Here is a 19231-nt window from a genome sequence, read left to right as displayed (position 1 = left end):
GACAAGGTGAGTGAAGAAAAGGTATACGCTGTCAAAGTAGGAGAGAAAGAGATAGTCATAGACGAGGAGGTGCTTAATGTACTAAGAGAATATGTCCATAGGGAAATGAGCCTTGAAGATCTAGCAAAAGAGCTAGGATTATCGGACTGGAGGGAGGGATACGAGTTCATTAGAAATGTACCTGCATGGATATTATGGGTACAGCCAACACTGTGGAAGACTATAAAGACGATGAAGAAAGTAAGTGAAGAGGTTTCCCGGAGAGCTCATTAGCTCTATCTATATTTAGAAAGGTATAACAGGAGTTTCACCGAACTTTTCAAACCTGACAATACTCCCAGGCTCTTGCTCCACGGGAACTATCCTAACACCTAGGGGACGGTTTTTCGTCAGAGAATAACTGAATACTTCAAGAGTCAAATCCCTGACTTTCTCAATATCTGAAGGAACAACTACCAAATCAAGACCAGCTAAACAGACACCTGTCAAGCGGGCCATACTTGACGCTGTAAGTAATCCTTCCCGCCCCCTCTCCTTCAATATATTATCCTCTGCTAAAGGCAATTGAACTTCATTAAAACCTGTAGACAAAATCTTATCAGCTGTGTTGGAGAGCAGTGTATTTAGCACGAATACTCCATAAGCACTTCCTGCTTCAGGGATTTTTCTACCTGAAATTGCTTCAACTAGCCTGGCGACACTTTCATCCATCCAAGGGGAAAGACTGAGGTCTACTCCTAAATACTCTATTCCTGTTACTTCTCTAACGATTCTAGCAGCATTTTCCACTCTAGCAACTATATTAGACAACTCCTTTTCGGCTTCTTTCGTATTCCTCCTTTCAATCACTCCTCTTAGATAGTTGGGATACGTTAGAGCTATAGAGAATAAGTCTCTATCACCAGGACTGCTGCTTAATGGATAATAAGGCGTATAAACCGGTCTCCCATACACGTTGAAGCCCACCCGAGTAGGGAGGTTTATATCGGTATGTGAGAGTTTATGGATCAGTTTAGAGAATTTTATAACAGAATCCTCTAACGGCGGCCGGTTCAATATTGATATAAACAAACCTTTGGAAACAGCTTCGAACACTATGTCTTCTAGGAGGGGATGATAAACAGGCACATTACCCATGGACACGAGGAAACTATTATCCCCCTCTTCTACGTTGGCATGTTTAGCAATTTCGAGAGCCCGATCTTGAGGCGGATCCGGAAGCGTGACTCTAACCATTCCAGTCTTCAAACCGGTCTCGCTAAGAACTCTATCAGCCGCCTCCATTAATTTCAAAGCAATACTCTCCACAGTATCCTTCAGTTTACCAGTATTATCTAGAATTTTCTGGGACACATGAACAGTTATAGTCCTGATCATATAAACCAAACTAATGTTCACCTGGTTCTTACTAGAATGGGTCATTATTATTAATAACACTATATACACCCCGATTATATCCAGGTGTGCGATATATAGGGGGATCCGGGTTTGGGAGAATACAAGAAACTACTGGAAACACTATTAGAAGAGAAACTCAATGGTCCAACGGTTCTGGGAGGAATGATACCCCATCCGGACCCCCAGATAATCAGAGACTCTATAGGGTTTATCGATGAAAATCTAGGGGACTTGAATGACTTTCCAGCAACCGGAAAGGCCATAGAATACATATCTAAGAAACTCTCAGAATGGATGTTTTCCAGTAAATATCCTGGAATGGCAACTAGTGGTGGGACCGAAGGTAACTTTCTCGCAGCTTTCCTCGCTAAGATCAAGGGAGCTAGCAAGATTGTTGCATTTGAAACAGCACACTATAGTATTTGGAAAACTGCCGAGATCCTTGGAATGAAACCCGTTAGGTTGACTGTAGAGAAAGGATATATTCCTAGGATCGACTTACTCGAGGATGCTTTGGACGATAAATCCCTACTCGTGTTAACCATAGGCACTACTGAAACAGGATTTATAGATCCCGTGTTAGAAGCTGCAAGTACTGCGTGTAGGTTAGGCGCCAAAGTCCACGTTGACGGTGCCTTTGCCGGCGTAATACAAAAACGTCTTACTCCTCATAAGATTCCAAGAGTATTAGATGACTGTGTTAGGACATACACTGTAGATTTACATAAGATTCCAGAGGCACCCTCACCCTCAGGGTTTTTATTCGTTTCAACCCCAGACTTATTAGAGAATCTTTTCTTTGAAGCTGAATATATTCCAAGTGGTAGGCAGTTCGGGTTACTGGGAACCAGACCAGGCTGGACCATTATCGCTGGAGCTTTAAGTCTTGCAAGAATTGAGGATAAGGGCGGGATCGAGTCACTAGCTTCTAAATTGATGGACGCCTCTAAGAGCATAGTTGAACAATTATCTGAATATGATTATTCAGTTCCCCATAATGTAGAGACACCTATAGTATGTTTATTGCACAGTGAAATCAATAAGGTATTCAGGAATCTGCGTAAATCAGGTTACAATATATACAAGTGCCTGCAAAGTAAAGGTTTACGGTTAGCCATTACCCCTTGGCTCCTGAGAGAGTACGGTGTTAACGGAGTTGTGAATCTGCTAGGAGAAGCGGCGTCTACTACACTTTAACCGCTTTCACAAAATAGAAAGGAGAGCCACTTCTAAAACCTCAATATAAAAAACCTTCTCCTTCTAGAACACCTTTAACGATGCTGAATCGAATTAACTTCTCTAATCCCTAGGCAATTATAGTATCACCCTTGTGGGCATCAACTATCGCGAGCAATGGAAGTCTACTTGGCCCATACCTATATTCTCCTATTCTCTCCGGAGTCAACTCTAATCTTGCTTCTACCACCCGAAGTTTATTTTACACCTATCTTATCGAATCACTCTTTCTCATCGTATAATAGGTTATTATACCAGTGGAGTCCACTATTGCGACAACAGGATGTCTTGCATTAACGCTACTATATTCAGCTAATTTTACAATATCCTTCGGCGTAGTAAACTCTCCTTCCCCTAGTACATGGATCTCATAGATACGGGATCCTTCAATTAATAGAAGGGATCTCCTGATGGGACCTCTTATGACTCTCTTGCCTCTCTTTCTAAGGTCTAGGTAAACCTGGAATACGAGGAAGTCATCGATTAGAGGAAGAATCTTTTCAAAAGCATCCTCTCCCGTTTTACCGTTAACCTCTAATAGGCCTTTATAGGCAAGGAATCCTGCCTCATATACGTCTAGACCATTATCCTGAATTTTCCCGTACTCTTCTAGTTTGCTACATAGCCTTTCAGATAAGCATTCAATAACCTTTAGTTTATCTGATTCTATTTCAGCTTTGATCTGAACGGTTTCCACATGGTTTTCCATTAATTAACCCCCCCCTTGTGGTTCTAGACATTTCTTGTTATGAACTGTTAACTACATAGGATATGAGATTCACAGTTATAATATCCATTAAACCAAATATAAAAAATACAATACCTAGATTAAAGGTGGAAAAAATGTCGGCACTAGATGACTTATTCAATAAATACGGTGAGCTCCTAAAAATAAAGCCATTAATATGGCATTCGGATAAGAAGGAATTGGAATGGCTTGATACGAGGCTTCTACCACACGAAGAGGTTTACAATAAGTCAGGGGATTATCGGAGAATAGCTATAGCAATCAAAGACATGGAAGTCAGAGGAGCACCAGCTATAGGCGTTACGGCAGGATTCGGAATGGCCGCAGCAGCGTATCGGTTAAAAACTACAGGCATAGATGATTTCATTTCGAAGTTTAGGGAAGTATATAACGTACTTAGAAACACAAGGCCTACTGCCTACAACTTGTTCTATGCACTTGACAAGATATGGAATGCTGCAAGGAAAGCCTCGGAAGAAGGCGATATCGATGAGATAAGATTTGCAGTTGAAAACGAAGCTATCAACCTTATGGTTGAAGATATAACCTCTAACATCGAGATGGGGAGGCATGGATCAAAACTCCTAGAAGAAGGCATGACTGTCCTAACTCACTGTAATGCAGGTGCTGTTGCAACAAGCGGTTTCGGGACAGCCCTTGGTGTAATTAGATATGCATGGTATGACGGTAAGAAGATTAGTGTGATAGCAGATGAAACAAGACCATTACTGCAAGGAGCCAGACTGACGGTCTGGGAACTGTGGAAGGAAGGAATACCCGTTAGATTAATCACCGATAACACAGCTGGGCTAGTTCTCTCGAAAGGCTTGGCTGATGTAGTAATAGTCGGGGCTGATAGAGTTATATATACAGGGCATACTGCCAACAAGATAGGTACCTATATGGTAGCCCTATCTGCAAAGAGAGCGGGGAAACCTTTCTATGTAGCTCTCCCTACGAGCACTATTCAGGCAACAATGGATCCTGAGAGTATTGTAATAGAGGAAAGGAACCCTGTTGAAATTAGGAAAGTTATGGGTAAACTCTTTATAACAGTGGAGGATGTTCCGGTCTATAATTTTGCATTTGATATTACCCCTCCCGACCTGGTAACAGCTTTCATAACTGAAAAAGGAGTAGTTTATCCGCCGTACCCAGAGAATTTGAAGAGAGTAAAAGAACCTTAAATATGATGATGACAAGCTACGAAGTGATCTTTTCCGATCTCAATCATCCTCGGCTCTTCTTTCATGCATATATCTGAGGCTAAAGGGCATCTCGGGTGGAACCTGCATCCTGGCGGAACGTTCTTCGGGTCAGCTACTTCTCCTTTTATCTTAATGTTAACCTTTAACTTCTTATCCTCTATTGTTGGGACAGCTGCAAGTAATGCTTGAGTATACGGGTGGGCTGGATTATTAATGATGTCCTCTGTTCTACCTATTTCCACTATTTTCCCGAGATACATTACTGCTATTCTATCGGCAACTAGCCTGCCTATGCTAATGTCATGTGTTATAAATATCATTGCTTGGTTTAGTTCTCTTTTGAATTCCAATAGGAGTTTCACTATGCTTGCCCTCATCGATACATCTATCATACTAACGGCTTCATCTGCTACTACGAAATCAGGTTTTAACGACATTGCCCTTGCGATGACAACCCTCTGCCTCTGACCACCGCTTAAGTTAAGAGGAAGACGTTCATAGAAATCTTCCACCGGGGTCAAACCAACCCTGCTAAGCATCTTATACGCGAACTCCTTAGCCTCCTCTTCACTCGTCAGTCCATGTTCTATAAGCGGTTCAGCAATCTGATCTCCCACAGGCATTCTCGGATCCAGGTTGGCAAACGGATCTTGGAATATCATTTGCATTCTCCGCCTGAGCCTCCTGAGTCCCTCACCCTTCAATCTAGTGATATCCATATCGTCAAAAACTATCTTACCAGCAGTAGGCTCTAGAAGACGTAGAACAACTTTCCCGGTAGTAGTCTTTCCGCAGCCGCTTTCGCCTATAAGTCCCAAGGTCTCTCCTCTTTCAACGGTGAAGGATATTCCATCCACTGCTTTAACATAACCTCTCACTCTTCCAAGTACTCTATCAAAGACGCCTCCTTCTACGGGGAAGTATTTCTTTAGATCATTAACTTCAAGCAGGCTCAATTCTCCCCATCCTCCCTCTTAGAATATAGCCAGCAACGAACCTTTCTACCGTCAATCATCCTATAATCCGGAGACTTCTCCTTACAAACATCCATCGCATACTTACATCTTGGATGAAACCTGCATCCAGGAGGAGGATCTCTCAGATCAGGAGGAAAACCAGGGATCTCCTCGATATTCTTTGGTCCATAAAGCCGGGGAATACTGTTAATTAACCCCTTCGTATACGGATGTAAGGGATCACTGGCAATACTTTTGCCAGAGGCTTCCTCAACTATTTCACCCGCATACATTACTGCTATTTTGTCACTACGCTCTAAAGCCAAAGCCAGGTCATGTGTAATGAGGATAATTGATATGCCAAGGTTTCTCCTAAGGTCATCGAGTAAATCCATTATCTTGCTCTGGACGATAACGTCGAGAGCTGTCGTAGGTTCATCTGCAACCAGTATGCTGGGATTAAGTATTATACTGGAAGCAATTGCTATTCTCTGCCTTTGACCGCCGCTGAGTTGATGGGGGTAATATTCAATATAATCATAGGGGAGTCCAACGTTTCTCATGGCCTCCTTGATCCTATGCTCCTTCTCAGCGTCATCTTTTATGTCGTGTACCTCTAAAATCTCCTCCAATTGTTCGCCGATCTTCCTTAGAGGATCAAGACTGGTCAGGGGATCTTGGAGAACCATGCTAATTTTACTTCCACGAATCTTCCTCATATCTCCTTCTGGAAGATTAGTAACCCCTGTTCCTCCAAGTATTATTTTGCCTGATACTATTCTTCCTGGCGGAGGAACCAGTCTCAGTAAGGCGAACCCTAGTGTACTTTTACCCGAACCGGATTCTCCTACTAGACTCATCCATTCCCCTTTTCCAAGCTCAAAGCTAACATTGTCTACAGCTCTCACTACTCCCGATAATGTGTAATAGTATACTGAAAGGTCTTTGACGCTTAGAATAGTATCCATTCCTTACACCTCCCTAGAAATGTTAAATCTCTCTGAGAGTGCTTCGCCGATCAATGCGAAGCCTATAGCTAGCAAGATTATCATCAAGCCTGGGAAGAATACGAGCCACCAATAGCCTCCGGTGAGGAATGATTTACCTACTCTTAGATCGTAACCCCAGTCAGGGGTGGGTGGTACGACTGAAAGCCCTAGAAAGCTCAGTCCTGCCTCAGTAAGAATCGCATCAGCAACGCTTAAGCTGAATACCACGAGTATTGTGGGTGCAATATTCGGCGTGACATGCTTCAGTAATATGTTTTTCGTTTTCAAGCCAAGACTCTGGAGGGCTTCTATAAGAGGAGTTCCTTTTAGTGCTATCACCTTACCTCTAACCATTCTGAAGTACGTTGGGATGTACACTACTGAAATTGATAGAGCGGTATTCATAGGGCTTGGTCCTAGTATGGCTGCCACTGTTATAGCTAGTATCAGGCTGGGAAACGCGTAGATAGAGTCCATTATCATTGATAGTGCTCTATCAGCTTTTCCGCCATAATAACCGGATACTAGTCCTACTGGAATACCAATCGAACTCGAGATTATTGCTGCGATGAAAACCACCTCCAGAATTACGCGGGAGCCGTATACTATTCTAGAAAACACATCGTATCCCAGCTTATTGGTTCCCATGAGATGTTTCCAGCTGGGGGGAGAAAATCTTTCCGGGGTCCTCTGAACAGGATTGTACGGAGCTATCCACGGAGCGAATATCGCCATAATAATTACTATAGTGACTATCACTAGCCCTGTGAGTAACAACGCTCTGGCTGGAGCCTTGCGGAATGGTCTCAAGAGGTATTCGTAGAACACTAATATCACCTCTAATACTTTATCCTAGGATCTATCAGCGCGTACACCACGTCCACGATCAAGCTTATCAATCCCACTAGGAAGGCGAAGAATATAACCGTCCCTTGTATAGCAGTGTAATCCCTGTTCTCAATAGCTTCAACTAAATACCTACCCATTCCAGGCCAACTGAATGTTGTCTCTGTTAGAACAGCACCGCCTAGAAGTATGGCGAACTGGAGGCCCATCAATGTAACTATGGGAACAAACGCATTTTTCAACGCGTAGTACGTTACTTTATACTCAGGTATACCGTGTACTCTATAGGCTCTTATGTAATCCATGGAAAGAGCTTCAGCAACATTGGCTCTGACAAGACGGGTATATGCACCGCTTAAAACAATGCCTAAGGTTAAGCTAGGCAGTATTATGTGACGTATAGCGCTTACGAATCCTACCCAATTACCTGTTAGTAACGCGTCTACAGTGTTCATGCCGGTAATGTGCTTTATATGCACTCCAGCATCTAGTATACCGCTAGTAGGTAGCCAACCAAGCCATATACCGAATACTAACTGTAGCATAAGTCCGAACCATGGTATGAATAGGGTGTAAGCTATTATACTGTAGAGCCTCATGGAAAGGTCTATTTTACCTCCCTTCTTAGCCGCGACGAGTCCTGTAAGAACACCTAGGATAACGCTTATGGTGAAGCCGTATAGGGTTAATTCTAATGTTCTAGGGAACCTTGTTTTTATATCCTCCCATATAGGCCTCCCTCTTATAGCCATACTAGTACCGAAGTTTAAGTGGAAGACTACATTATACAAGTAGTTGAAGTACTGTGCAACATAGCTTTGATCTAAACCAAGCTGTTTCCGTAGGGCGGCAAGCTGTTCAGGTGGAATGTTCTTCGTTCCAAGTATTGCAGTGATGGGGTCTCCTGGTAGTACTCTGAGGATGAAGAATACTATGGTGTACAGTATAAGGACTGTTGGTATAATCATTAGTGATCTAACTAGAATGTATTGCCCAATACCTCTTGCCATGAGATCCCACCGTAAGCCCTTTAACTAATTAACCACAAGTCGATCTGGAGTTATTAAAAGAAACGGTTTCCTCTGAAAAACAAAGTAAGGTTTAACTGGTAAAAAAGCGGGTTACATATGAGGTTAGCCGGCTGTAGCGTATAATAGATAGTATGGGAGTAGCATAGTAGGTCCTAGAGTTATGCCACCAACGTTAGGAGTTGTTACCATAAACAGTTTTCCTTGAATCAGTGGGATGAAGGGTGCATCATTAGCTAGTATTTGTTGCACTTGATCGTATAACTGTGTTCTCTGGTTCAGATCTGTTAGAACTGAAGCTTGGTCAAGGAGTTTGTCGACTTGAGGATTACTATATCCTGTTCCAGTCCACTTGTTATCTACTGTATGTAGGAAGGGTGTCAAATAGTCGTCTGGATCTATGTAGTCCGGGTACCATCCTAGGAGGCTAACCATTTGAGTGCCGTTTCTGAGCTGGCTGACATACTGGCTCCACTCTGCACTCTTTATGTTCACCTTTATCATACCAGTTGCTTCCCACTGGCTTGCCAGAACCTGTGCTAGGTCTGCTTCAGTGTCGCCATAATGTGTCGGCGTGTACCAGAGGGTTATATCAAGCTTGTTCTGTTCACTATATCCTGCCTTCGTAAGTAATTGTTTGGCTAGTTGTATATTGTTGTCTCCATACTTGTCTTTGAAGATATCAATGTGACTCCATAATCCCATAGGCACCATGCTGTAGAGAGGATCTACCATTCCTAGAAATACTGTATTTGCTATATCTGTTCTATTTATCGCTGCGGCTAGTGCCTCCCTTACAAGCACATTATCCGTCGGGTTCATCTTAGTGTTAACCACAACATATCTAATGAAGCTTCCAGGAACTTCTATAACCTTAAAGTTCTGGTCTTTCTTAAAGTTCTGTATTTGTTCAGGGTTTAACGTTCTCCAAGCTATATCTATCTCATGGTTTCTTAGAGCTAGTTCGAGGCTGTTTGCATCACTATAGAACTTTATGACAATAGTCTCAGTCTTAGGCTTGGGCCCATAATAGTATGGATTCGCTTTAAGGACTAGTTGTACGTCCCTCTCCCAACTCTGAATCATATACGGTCCACAGCCACCCCATGTAGCGTCGCTGACTATCTTATCATTCGGGTATTGCGGGCTTACAGGGTAGTATGGCGGTGTTGCTAGGAGTGCGAGGAAGTAGCTAACGGGCTTCTTCAATGTAAACTGCACTGTATAATCGTTTAGGGCTTTAACGTCCTGAACGAAGGACGTTACAAGCCATGAAGGATCGCCCTGTATAGTCATTACCCTCTTAATGCTTCTCACAACATCCTGGGCAGTGCATGGTGTTCCATCGGCGAATTTAGCGTCGTGTCTTAGGTTGAATGTCCATACTTTACCACCTTGTGATACAGTCCAGTTTGTCGCGAGGTCTGGGATTATTTGAGAAGTTCCAGGCTTGTATTTAACTAGTCCACTCATAACGTTGTAGAGTACTTCCCATGTGTAGAAGTCGTAAGCGTTTGATGGATCAAGATCAGTAACTTTATCCGTGACGCCTATAACCAGTGTGTCCTTAAACTTTGCTTGAGCAGTTGACGTCGTTGTCTGCGTTCCAATAGGTGAAGTTGTGCTTGTCTGGGTTGTAGTGGCTGGTCCTCCGCTTTTAGTCGCGAAGTAAGCAGCAACTACACCAATTATTATGAGTATGACTATAATGGCCGCTATAGCCGTAGTTGACATTGCTCTTTCCTTTCTTCTCACGATTAAATCACCCTCTTAAGGGTTTATTTTTATGTGTGCGTTGGTTAATGTTGGTTTTTCCTGTATTTATATGTGTTTCGTTTCCCACTAGTGTAAAATGCGTATATTTCGTGTAGATAAATAATTAGTGGGAATTGAATGGGGTATTAAAAAGGGTATTAAAAGTACTATCTTAAAAATGGAAAAAGGAGGAGAGGTTAGAGTTCCATTTCCTCTATATATCCGGTTAACACGTCTGTATACTCGCTCGCTTTTAACGGTGTGACGCCGGGCATATGTCTCGTTAGATCCTGGGTGACTTTCTTGTCTTTAATGGCTTTTCTGAGTGCTTCCTCTACTAGGTGCCCTACTTCCTTCCAGTCCATGAGTTGGCTTATCATATGGCTCATTGATAGGAGTTCCGCTGTGGGGTTCGCTACGTCTTTACCAGCGTATTTGGGGGCTGTTCCGTGAACCGGCTCTGCTACTGCTTGCTCGTCTCCTGCGTTGAGACCGGCGGCCATTCCAATTCCTCCAACCAAAGCGTTTGCCTCATCGCTTATATAGTCTCCGTTAATGTTTGGCGCTACAATCATCTTATAGTCCCAAGGCCTTGTTATTATCTGCTGGAGCATGTTGTCAGCTATTCTATCGTTAACTACGATTTTCCCTTCCGGCATTTGCCAGTTATACTTATCCCGCAATTCATCTTCTGTTACAATGTGATCCCTGAACTCGTTGACGGCGACTTCATAGGCCCATCTCATGAAGGCGCCTTCAGTATATTTCATTATGTTACCTTTGTGCATGATCGTTACAGTCGGGATCTTGTTCTTAATAGCCCATTGTAAAGCCTTTCTCATAAGCCTCTTTGTCGCGAACTCGGATATAGGTTTTATACCTACTCCAGAGTCATTCCTAATTTCTACCCCGAACTCTTTCTTTACGAACTCGATGATCTTAAGTGCCTCAGTGGTTCCCATTTCCCACTCTATCCCCCTATAGAGGTCCTCTGTGTTTTCTCTGAATATGATAAAGTCAACCTTGTCAGCGTACTTGCTAGGAGCAGGCTGCCCGTAGAATCTTACAGGCCTAATGTTAGCATATAGATCGAGGGCCATTCTAATCGCGACGTTAAGGCTTCTGTATCCTCCGCCGATTGGTGTGGTCAGCGGTCCTTTTGCAGCTAGTTTCGTTACCTTAATCCCTTCAAGGGTTCCCTTTGGCAGTAGCTCGCCGCAGAGTTGTTTAGCTTTTTCACCAGCCGCTAATTCATACCATATAATCTTTCTTTTGCCTCCGTAAGCTTTCTCTACAGCTGCATTGATCACATTAATGCTGTGATTAACGATTTCAGGTCCTATGCCGTCTCCTTCAATGTAGGCTATTATTGGTTTGTCGGGAACTACGTAGTGTCCATTTTCAAATTTTATCAGTTCACCCTCAGCAGGTAACTTAATCTCTTCCGGTGTACACGGTATCTTAGACATTATATTCACCTCTAGCTAATTGTTAGCGTCCATTCGGACGCTTTCCACTTTGAACGGTTAATGTCGAGTAATTTAAATCTACTAAGATTGTTTTCATAGAAAAAAGGGTATTTGAAGCGGGGGTTTCGTTAATAAACTATTTACTAGGTATTCTTACTCTAGCGGAGTGTATGGTGGTTCTTGTTGCGGGTAGATAAGAGAAGGTTCATTGTACTGGTATTTGGAGCATTCCTTCTAGCTATAATTATTGGAGAATTAGCTGTGTTCTTCTTTATGGGGTCAAGAGGGCGTACAGGAGGTTTAACGGGTCAAACAGGCCTAGAGTGCGGGAAGTGGACTCCTCCTAGTCTAAACCAATCGGTAGTACCGGGTTACCCGCAAATAACAGTGGCATATTCGCTAACAAAGGTAAGTGAGCTTGGTGACTTTGTTCTAAAGGTCATATTCCACAATAATGGAAGAGCCGCTTTTAATCTAGATACTATTCTAGGGTCATATCAGAATAGTAAAGGCGATATGATTGTAGTTGTCTTTGACAAATATGGCTTCATAGATCAGAAACCTCTTATTGTGAGGCAGGAGTCTAGAATTGTAGCCTCAGGGTTAAGCTCTATTATTGTGTTTAAACTTCACCTTTCAGTGACAGACCCTGTGTACTCGATGTTGGTTATACCTAGAGCCTCTATTAGGTTGAGTGCTTGGATGAAGAATTTCAATGAGTTGAGAGGTGTCTGCGGGTCGAATGCCGAGAATTTAGATGGGGCAGTGCTCGTTGAAAGGTGGGTTACACTATTGGAAGGTTTAACTGTTTTTGAATCATATATAGAATCGAACGGTGAGCAGGCAACTATTAATATTACCGGAGATGATGGTACAGTATATAGGGCGTCTATATACGATAACCGTGGTGTGCTTATTCAATTACTCGAGTCTCCTATATATTTTGAGAAGTCTTTTAGTTTCAATGGTTTGCTGGTTCTCGGAGTTTCAGCAGGTCAAATAAGAGGGGAGCCATATACGATAGAAGTGTTCAACTCCTTCAATACTAATGGTGTACAGGCACAGGGGTATAAGAAAGAGTATTCCACTAAACCCTGGCCTGACACTACTCCGGGAAAATGGGTTGCAGGACAGTATAAGATAGACCTCGATAACGGTTTGACGCTCAAAATAGAGTTCGCATACAATGGATACATACTTGTGATTAGGGATGGTGACCTTTACAATCCGTCTAATACTAATGTAACATTCAAAAGTCTAATCCCCTGCAGTCCGACTAAGGAATATCCTATACCAGCGATCAAGTTCAGTTCGGGAAACTATTATCCGTCATGGCTAGTTCTCAATGTTACATCAAAAATGGTAAAGCCTGTCAGTATTAATAATTCTCTCGCATTAGAGATAACTATTGGATCTAAATACCACATTAAATCTAGAGGATGGGCTATAGTTGAAGCACCCTACAAGAAGGGGGGGAAGATTCCTGTTTATATAACAATGCCTTGGTGCAAGAAAGTAGAGATAGATTTATCGGAGTTCTACAGGTAAACTTTTTCTAATCCACTTAACTCCGGCTTTTCCGTAACGATTTCAAGTAATCCCAGAGATATTAGTCTAATAATATCGCTTCTAGAGAACCCCCTTTGCCTGAGGTAGAATTCTATATCACTTGGAATATTCGTTACAGCTGTGGAGTGTCTAGCGGAGTCAACAATACCTGTATCCACCTCTAATACTGGGACGCTGTACGCTCTAGCTTTATTAGACGTGATGTAGAGGAAGCTCTCAACATCAACACTAGACCATTCTGCTGTTTTATGCACTTTAGCTACTCCTCTGTGGGCTACAATAGATTCTCCAGACACTATCCCCCTAGTTTTCACTTCACTCAACGTAGAGGGAGCTCTGTGTATAGTATTAATTATGAGATCAAGCCTTTCATTTACTTTTGAAACACTTGATCCTCTAATTAGTGCAACACCCTTACAGCCTTCAAGCAAGTAGTCTTCCCTAAGCCTCGTCATATTCCCGCCGCTTGAAAGGATTCTGGAGTTGACTTTACTACCTCTACCTATTCTAACGTACTTGTAATGATAAGTCGGTCCTCCGCTTTTCTCTATTGTGGTAATGAAGACTTGCGAGTTTGAACCTATATTTAATAGAATGCTTGAGGAATGAAGGCTCGACTTTACCGAGTTATCTATCCCCAATAATATATTCGCATTGGAATTATCCTCAACATTGATTTCAACATGATATCCTACATAACCGTCTCCTGGCGAAAGATACATAGAAACCTCTTTTTCATCGCTCAGTCTAATGGAAGCCCCTTGATACCATTTATACGAGTGTATAGCCTGCAGCTTGTTCTCGACAGGGATTTTCCACTCATAATCACCGCTATTCGATAAAAGGGAAGTGTATGCATTAGCATCGTTATCTATAGATACATCCCCGGGTTTAAGGATAATGGATGCTTTAAGAACTCTATTGAGAACCCCTTGAACACTCCTAGTTGCTTTCTCTGCATCTCTTATCTTAAGCAACTTGTTCCAATTAGTGTAGTGTTTTATGGTTGGAGAGTCACCGTACTTTTGCACCTGTATGGAATCAGCGAGAGATTTTAGCTCGCTTATTCTTAGGTTAACGAGAGGTTTATCCGAGGCCTCCGACTTTACTGAACTCAATTTCTATCACCTTACGTAGAATATTTACATATTCGAAGGGCATGTCTTTCATTACATCCTCTATGAACCCTATAGCGAGGAGACTGGTTGCCTCTTCCTCGGTTAGGCCACGCTGCCTAAGGTAGAAGAGTTGTTCCTCCCCTATTCGCCCAGTTGTAGCTTCGTGTGTTACAGTAGCAGACGGTTCTTCTACTTGGTTATGAGGGTATGTATAGGCATAGCTGTGGTCATCTAGTATAAGGCTCTGACACTCAACGTGGCTTTTAGAGTTTACCGCTCCTTTATTAATTTTTACGAGCCCTCTGTAAATGTTTACTCCTCCGTCGACGCTTATACTCTTGTTAATTATCTTACTCCTCGTATTCGAGGCCAAGTGGTACATTTTAGACCCGCTATCCTTCACATAAGGGCCTTTGGACATTTGTATAACTATACTTGAAGAAGAACTGTTAGCTCCTTTTAATACCGTGCTGGGATAAGTGTACGTTATCTTACTCCCTAACCCACCTTCTATCCAGTCTATCCTCGCGTTCTCTTCTGTTATTCCTCTCTTATTATTGAAGTTTACTACGTTCTTACTCCAGTTCTGTATTGTAGTAAACTTTATTGTACTTCCTCTATGCGCGTATAATTCTACAGCACCGTCGTGGAAACTGTAATGCTTCAGCATTGGAGCACTGCATCCCTCTATAAAGTGTAGGAAACTGTTTTCCTCTGCGACTATTACGGTATGCTCGAATTGTCCTTCCAAGCTTTGGCCTATGAGGAAAAACGCTTCAATAGGCTCTCTTACCTTAACTCCCAACGGTATGTATACGAAGGCTCCACCGCTCCATAAAGCATAGTGGAGAGCGGCAAACTTGTGATCAGCCATAGGATAGACCTTACTGAAATATTGTTTCACGAGTTCGGGATACTTGTGAACCGCCTCTTCCATAGGAAGCATTATGACTCCTTTCTTCTCAAGAATCTCCCTAGCTTTATGGTAAACGGTCTCGCTTTCAAACTGGAATGTCACACCTGAAAGGAACTTTGCCTCCATCTCAGGTATACCCAGTCTCTCATAGTAATCCCTAATCTCCGGGGGAAGATCCTCATACGATGCTGCTGGCTTCTTGATATCCGGCTTCACATAATAAGCTAGTTCCTCTATATCTATTTCTTCTACTCCTATAACCCAGTTTGGAGTGGGGAGTTTCTCGAATAATTCTAGTGCTTTAAGCCTCAGCCTGGTCATCCAGCCGGGTTCTTTTTTCGCTTTTGAAATCTCTTCCACAGTACTTCTCGATAGTTTTCCCTTTATAACTAGAGAGGTTTTAACAGGCTTAGCGTATCCAAGCACATCTTCTGGCGAGTAGGCGGATAGAAGATCTCTAGTTTCATCTGTCGTCAATCGTTATCACCGTTGATTTGCAAAGCTCTTATACCCCTCGTCATCTATTTTGTGAGCTAAATCTCCTCCGCCTGTTGCAACTATTCTACCATTATATAGTATTGATACCCTGTCTGGTTTGATGTGTTTGAATATTCTTGCATAGTGGGTTATAACTAAAAGGCCTTTCCCTTGGTTACGGAGCTCTCCTATTATTTCTGCTATAGTAGCTACACCCTCTACGTCTAACCCTGAATCCGGCTCATCTAGAATAATGATTTTGGGATCAAGAAGTGTTGCCTGAAATATTTCTGCCCTCTTTTTCTCTCCCCCACTGAAACCTACATTGGCCTCTCTCAGCGCATAAGATTTCGAAAGACCCACTTTCTCGAGGCCTTCGAGGATAGCCTTATAGTCTCTCATATTGGTTAGTTTAGTTAGATCTCTTCCCCCCCTTCTCTTGTTTAATGCTGCTATTACAAGAGCCGATAGTTTAATTCCTGGCAGAGCAGGGGGTTCCTGGAATCCTAGAAATATTCCCTTGAGAGCCCTTTCTTCGGGTTCAAGCCCTGTTATATCTTCTCCGCCTAATAGTATTCTACCATCCTTCACTTTGTATCCTTCTTTCCCCGCTATTGTGTAGGCTAGTGTGGATTTCCCCGATCCGTTGGGGCCCATGACTGCATGTAACTCTCCTTTGTTTAGGTTTAAGTCTAGGTTTTCAAGTATTGTTTTCCCCTCCACTTCTACGGTTAAGTTTTCAATGCCAAGCACAATACTCCACCTTTAACGCCGTTAAACTATACCTGTTTGAGTGATAATAAACCTCACATCTAGACTATCAAGAACATAATTTTAGACTAGTATCATCCTATAAAAATCACATATCATAACTTGCTAGAATACCGGGGAGCTCCCTAAGATCCCTGATAACATATTTCACATAAGATCTAATCTTGGCATCATTACCGTAACCAATAGGTAGCCCTACTACAAGGAATGCGGGGATATCCCATACTGAATCCCCTATGAAAGCGGTCTCAGAGGACTTAACGTCGAGCTCGCCCATAATCCTCCTCACAGTAACATCCTTCCGTTCAGCAGGAACCAAGGGTGCACCACCCTCAACTAAATAACCCCTCTTATCGTATGATAACTTGTTGGCAACCCAGATATCAGCACCGATTTCTTCAGCAACTCTACCAACCAAAAGATCTATACCAGCACTTACCAAACCTATGATGAAACCCATTCTATGTAGAAGACGGGAAGCCTCTACGGCCTCATGTTTAACCTCAATTTTCTCGAAAGCCCTCCTTAGATCACTTATATGAACACGCTTCCCCCTGACCCATAAACCTGTATCATGCCGCATCCATCCTAAGTAGTCAATAATTCCTTCCATATAGAGCCTACTGCCAATATCAGCTTCATCTCTAACTCCTAAAAGCTCATGTATTACTTGCCAACTACTCTTACAGTCAACAAGCACACCATCAACGTCAAATAAAACAAGCTTAATCTTCTTACTACCCATTAGCTACACCCGCACTCTCTTACGGCAATCACGTTCACCGAATGCGTTTAGGGTATATGAAATATATAGTAGTTTACATGGAACCTTTCAATACGGAGGAGAGCAAAACATTCTTCAAAAGAGGTGTATTGCCATATGTCAGGATGGCATGGGAAGATCTTATGGATAAATCTAACTAAACGCGAGATTAAAAAATGGGAATACCCGGGTCTTTGGGCCCGTAACTATTTCGGAGGCAGAGGCCTAGCAGCCAGGATTCTATGGGAGTATCTTCCCCCGGGAGCTGATCCACTAGGACCTTACAACCTCCTTATAATGGCTGTGGGACCACTCACTGGACAACCCTTACCGAGCAGTGGTAAACTTCAGATAGCTACTAAAAGCCCGTTGACAGGGGGTTATGGTGACGGAAACGTGGGAACACAGGCTTCCGTAGAGCTCAGGAAGGCAGGCTGGGATGCCATAGTATTCGAAGGCAAATCAGAGAAGCCAGTGTATTTATATTTGGAAGACGGTAAAGCAGAGCTTTTCCCTGCAGATAATCTCTGGGGTATAGATACATTCGAATCAGAGAAGAAGCTGAAAGAACGGCATGGAAGGAACGTTGGTGTGTTACAGATTGGTCCTGGAGGAGAGCACCTTGTCCGATTCGCAACTGTGCTAAGCCAGGAAGGCAGGAGTGGTGGAAGGCCGGGAATAGGCGCCGTCATGGGATCCAAGAAGCTGAAGGCTGTAGTTGTTAAAGGTACGGGTAAAATACCGGCAGTAGACTCTATGGAGCTTAGGAAGCTAGGTGCACAGGCTTTCAATGATATAAGGAAAGCAAAAGCCTATGAATTCTGGATGCGGCAAGGTACAATGATGACTGTCCAATGGGCTCAAGAGGTAAGCGTTCTTCCTACATATAACTTCACTGAAGGAGTATTCGATGATTACAAAGGGATTGATGGATTCATGTTGGAAAAACTGAAAGTATACCAGAGAGGATGTCCTAACTGTAACATGCCTTGTGGAAATGTTGTCGAGGATGAAGAGAAGGAGTGGAGTGAACTGGACTATGAAAACGTTGCAATGCTAGGTAGTAACATAGGGCTAGGTGATCTGAGTAAGGTTGCAGTACTGAATAAAACAGCTGACAAGCTCGGAGTTGATACCATAAGCTTAGGTAGTGTACTAGCATTCGCCACAGAAGCAAGTCAAAAGGGATTACTTGATGAAAAACTGGAATGGGGGGACTATGAGAAGTACAAGCAGATCGTACATGACATAATCTATAGGAAAGGCATCGGAGCGTTACTCTCATTGGGAACAAGGAGAGCGGCTGAAATTCTCGGAAAGGATAGCATTGAATTCGCCATACAGGTGAAAGGACTTGAAACCTCTGCATACGACTGCCATGCAGCTCCAGGTATGGCATTAGCCTATGGTACGAGTCCCATCGGAGCACACCACAAGGACGCTTGGGCTATAAGCTGGGAAGTGCAAACAAACAGATGGAGCTATAACAGGGAGAAAGCAGCGAAAGTTATAGAGTTACAGAGAATAAGGGGCGGCTTATTTGAGAGCTTCGTAGCCTGTCGTCTGCCCTGGGTAGAGGTAGGATTAAACATCAACTATTACCCTAAATTCCTAAAGGCATCAACAGGTATAACCTATACATGGGATGACCTCTACACTATAGCTGACAGAGTTTACGCTCTAATAAGAGCGCTATGGATAAGGGAATACAAGACCTGGAGTAGAGAAATGGATATGCCTCCAGCCAAATGGTTCAAGAAACCCTATACCAAGGGACCACTAGCTGGAAGCCACCTGGACTATGAGAAATACAACCAACTACTCAACTACTACTATGAAATAAGAGGCTGGGACAGCAGAGGCGTCCCGACCAAAGAGACGCTTGAACGTCTAGGACTAGGTTTCACGATCCCCATCCTCGAGGAAATTGCAAGGTTAAACTAAACTTATAGAACCCTTCTTTTAAGAAGCAAAGAGAGTCTAG

General features: G+C 42.9%; 17 protein-coding genes. 5 read left to right on the top strand and 12 right to left on the bottom strand.

Annotation, left to right across the window (positions count from 1 at the left end; all coding sequences use genetic code 11):
- Window positions 1-6 precede the first annotated feature (6 nt).
- A complete protein-coding gene (locus F7B60_03510) occupies window positions 7-273 on the top strand; it encodes a hypothetical protein (protein ID MCE4614576.1) in 267 nt (88 codons plus the stop codon).
- A 12-nt stretch (window positions 274-285) separates the two neighbouring features.
- On the opposite strand, the gene F7B60_03505 is transcribed toward F7B60_03510, so the two are convergent.
- A complete protein-coding gene (locus F7B60_03505) occupies window positions 286-1377 on the bottom strand; it encodes a DUF711 family protein (protein MCE4614575.1) in 1092 nt (363 codons plus the stop codon).
- A 111-nt stretch (window positions 1378-1488) separates the two neighbouring features.
- Here F7B60_03505 and F7B60_03500 point away from each other — a divergent pair, with 111 nt between their 5' ends.
- A complete protein-coding gene (locus F7B60_03500) occupies window positions 1489-2595 on the top strand; it encodes an aminotransferase class V-fold PLP-dependent enzyme (protein MCE4614574.1) in 1107 nt (368 codons plus the stop codon).
- Window positions 2596-2842: 247 nt separating this feature from the next.
- Here the strand turns inward: F7B60_03500 and F7B60_03495 are convergent, their stop codons facing one another.
- Window positions 2843-3343, bottom strand: coding sequence for a hypothetical protein (locus F7B60_03495; GenBank protein ID MCE4614573.1), 501 nt, complete (start codon window positions 3341-3343; stop codon window positions 2843-2845).
- Between the two features lie 134 nt (window positions 3344-3477).
- Here F7B60_03495 and mtnA point away from each other — a divergent pair, with 134 nt between their 5' ends.
- On the top strand, window positions 3478-4569 hold the full coding sequence (gene mtnA, locus F7B60_03490; GenBank protein MCE4614572.1) for an S-methyl-5-thioribose-1-phosphate isomerase: 1092 nt from the start codon (window positions 3478-3480) through the stop codon (window positions 4567-4569).
- Here mtnA and F7B60_03485 read toward each other — a convergent pair.
- The 6 genes from F7B60_03485 to F7B60_03460 form a co-directional block, all read right to left on the bottom strand.
- On the bottom strand, window positions 4566-5546 hold the full coding sequence (locus F7B60_03485; protein ID MCE4614571.1) for an ABC transporter ATP-binding protein: 981 nt from the start codon (window positions 5544-5546) through the stop codon (window positions 4566-4568). The genes mtnA and F7B60_03485 overlap by 4 nt on opposite strands.
- Window positions 5543-6514 carry an ABC transporter ATP-binding protein gene (locus F7B60_03480; GenBank protein ID MCE4614570.1) on the bottom strand — a complete coding sequence of 324 codons (972 nt, stop codon included), beginning with the start codon at window positions 6512-6514 and terminating at the stop codon, window positions 5543-5545. The genes F7B60_03485 and F7B60_03480 overlap by 4 nt, the downstream gene beginning before the upstream one ends.
- A gap of 3 nt (window positions 6515-6517) precedes the next feature.
- On the bottom strand, window positions 6518-7363 hold the full coding sequence (locus tag F7B60_03475) for an ABC transporter permease (GenBank protein MCE4614569.1): 846 nt from the start codon (window positions 7361-7363) through the stop codon (window positions 6518-6520).
- An 11-nt stretch (window positions 7364-7374) separates the two neighbouring features.
- Complete coding sequence (locus F7B60_03470) at window positions 7375-8391, bottom strand: ABC transporter permease (GenBank protein MCE4614568.1); 1017 nt, start codon at window positions 8389-8391, stop codon at window positions 7375-7377.
- Between the two features lie 123 nt (window positions 8392-8514).
- Window positions 8515-10164: an ABC transporter substrate-binding protein gene (locus F7B60_03465; GenBank protein ID MCE4614567.1), complete on the bottom strand. Its 1650-nt coding sequence runs from the start codon at window positions 10162-10164 to the stop codon at window positions 8515-8517.
- Between the two features lie 197 nt (window positions 10165-10361).
- On the bottom strand, window positions 10362-11633 hold the full coding sequence (locus F7B60_03460) for an NADP-dependent isocitrate dehydrogenase (GenBank protein ID MCE4614566.1): 1272 nt from the start codon (window positions 11631-11633) through the stop codon (window positions 10362-10364).
- A gap of 183 nt (window positions 11634-11816) precedes the next feature.
- Here F7B60_03460 and F7B60_03455 point away from each other — a divergent pair, with 183 nt between their 5' ends.
- Window positions 11817-13181 carry a hypothetical protein gene (locus F7B60_03455; protein ID MCE4614565.1) on the top strand — a complete coding sequence of 455 codons (1365 nt, stop codon included), beginning with the start codon at window positions 11817-11819 and terminating at the stop codon, window positions 13179-13181.
- Here the strand turns inward: F7B60_03455 and F7B60_03450 are convergent.
- From F7B60_03450 to F7B60_03435, 4 genes are all read right to left on the bottom strand, one after another.
- Window positions 13172-14320 carry a SufD family Fe-S cluster assembly protein gene (locus F7B60_03450; GenBank protein MCE4614564.1) on the bottom strand — a complete coding sequence of 383 codons (1149 nt, stop codon included), beginning with the start codon at window positions 14318-14320 and terminating at the stop codon, window positions 13172-13174. The genes F7B60_03455 and F7B60_03450 overlap by 10 nt on opposite strands.
- Complete coding sequence (sufB, locus tag F7B60_03445) at window positions 14289-15713, bottom strand: Fe-S cluster assembly protein SufB (GenBank protein MCE4614563.1); 1425 nt, start codon at window positions 15711-15713, stop codon at window positions 14289-14291. The genes F7B60_03450 and sufB overlap by 32 nt, the downstream gene beginning before the upstream one ends.
- Before the next feature lie 6 nt (window positions 15714-15719).
- Complete coding sequence (gene sufC, locus F7B60_03440; protein ID MCE4614562.1) at window positions 15720-16466, bottom strand: Fe-S cluster assembly ATPase SufC; 747 nt, start codon at window positions 16464-16466, stop codon at window positions 15720-15722.
- Window positions 16467-16572: 106 nt separating this feature from the next.
- Window positions 16573-17229, bottom strand: a complete 657-nt coding sequence (locus F7B60_03435; GenBank protein MCE4614561.1) for an HAD-IB family phosphatase — start codon at window positions 17227-17229, stop codon at window positions 16573-16575.
- A 135-nt stretch (window positions 17230-17364) separates the two neighbouring features.
- Between F7B60_03435 and F7B60_03430 the strand changes: the two genes are divergently transcribed.
- A complete protein-coding gene (locus F7B60_03430) occupies window positions 17365-19191 on the top strand; it encodes an aldehyde ferredoxin oxidoreductase family protein (GenBank protein ID MCE4614560.1) in 1827 nt (608 codons plus the stop codon).
- The last annotated feature ends 40 nt before the right edge of the window (window positions 19192-19231 follow it).

The organism is Candidatus Tiamatella incendiivivens, assembly GCA_015522635.1.
In the GTDB taxonomy this organism is placed as follows: domain Archaea; phylum Thermoproteota; class Thermoprotei_A; order Sulfolobales; family Acidilobaceae; genus Tiamatella; species Tiamatella incendiivivens.
Note: the sequence above shows the minus strand (reverse complement) of the source record. Positions and strands in the feature narration are given on the sequence as shown.

Bases quoted from the DNA above. Each gene is read 5' to 3' on its own strand.
- F7B60_03435 (MCE4614561.1), bottom strand. From the start codon at position 17,229: ATGGGTAGTAAGAAGATTAAGCTTGTTTTATTTGACGTTGATGGTGTG.
- F7B60_03430 (MCE4614560.1), top strand. From the start codon at position 17,365: ATGTCAGGATGGCATGGGAAGATCTTATGGATAAATCTAACTAAACGC.
- F7B60_03505 (MCE4614575.1), bottom strand. From the start codon at position 1,377: ATGATCAGGACTATAACTGTTCATGTGTCCCAGAAAATTCTAGATAAT.
- F7B60_03470 (MCE4614568.1), bottom strand. From the start codon at position 8,391: ATGGCAAGAGGTATTGGGCAATACATTCTAGTTAGATCACTAATGATT.
- F7B60_03495 (MCE4614573.1), bottom strand. From the start codon at position 3,343: ATGGAAAACCATGTGGAAACCGTTCAGATCAAAGCTGAAATAGAATCA.
- F7B60_03480 (MCE4614570.1), bottom strand. From the start codon at position 6,514: ATGGATACTATTCTAAGCGTCAAAGACCTTTCAGTATACTATTACACA.
- mtnA (MCE4614572.1), top strand. From the start codon at position 3,478: ATGTCGGCACTAGATGACTTATTCAATAAATACGGTGAGCTCCTAAAA.
- F7B60_03460 (MCE4614566.1), bottom strand. From the start codon at position 11,633: ATGTCTAAGATACCGTGTACACCGGAAGAGATTAAGTTACCTGCTGAG.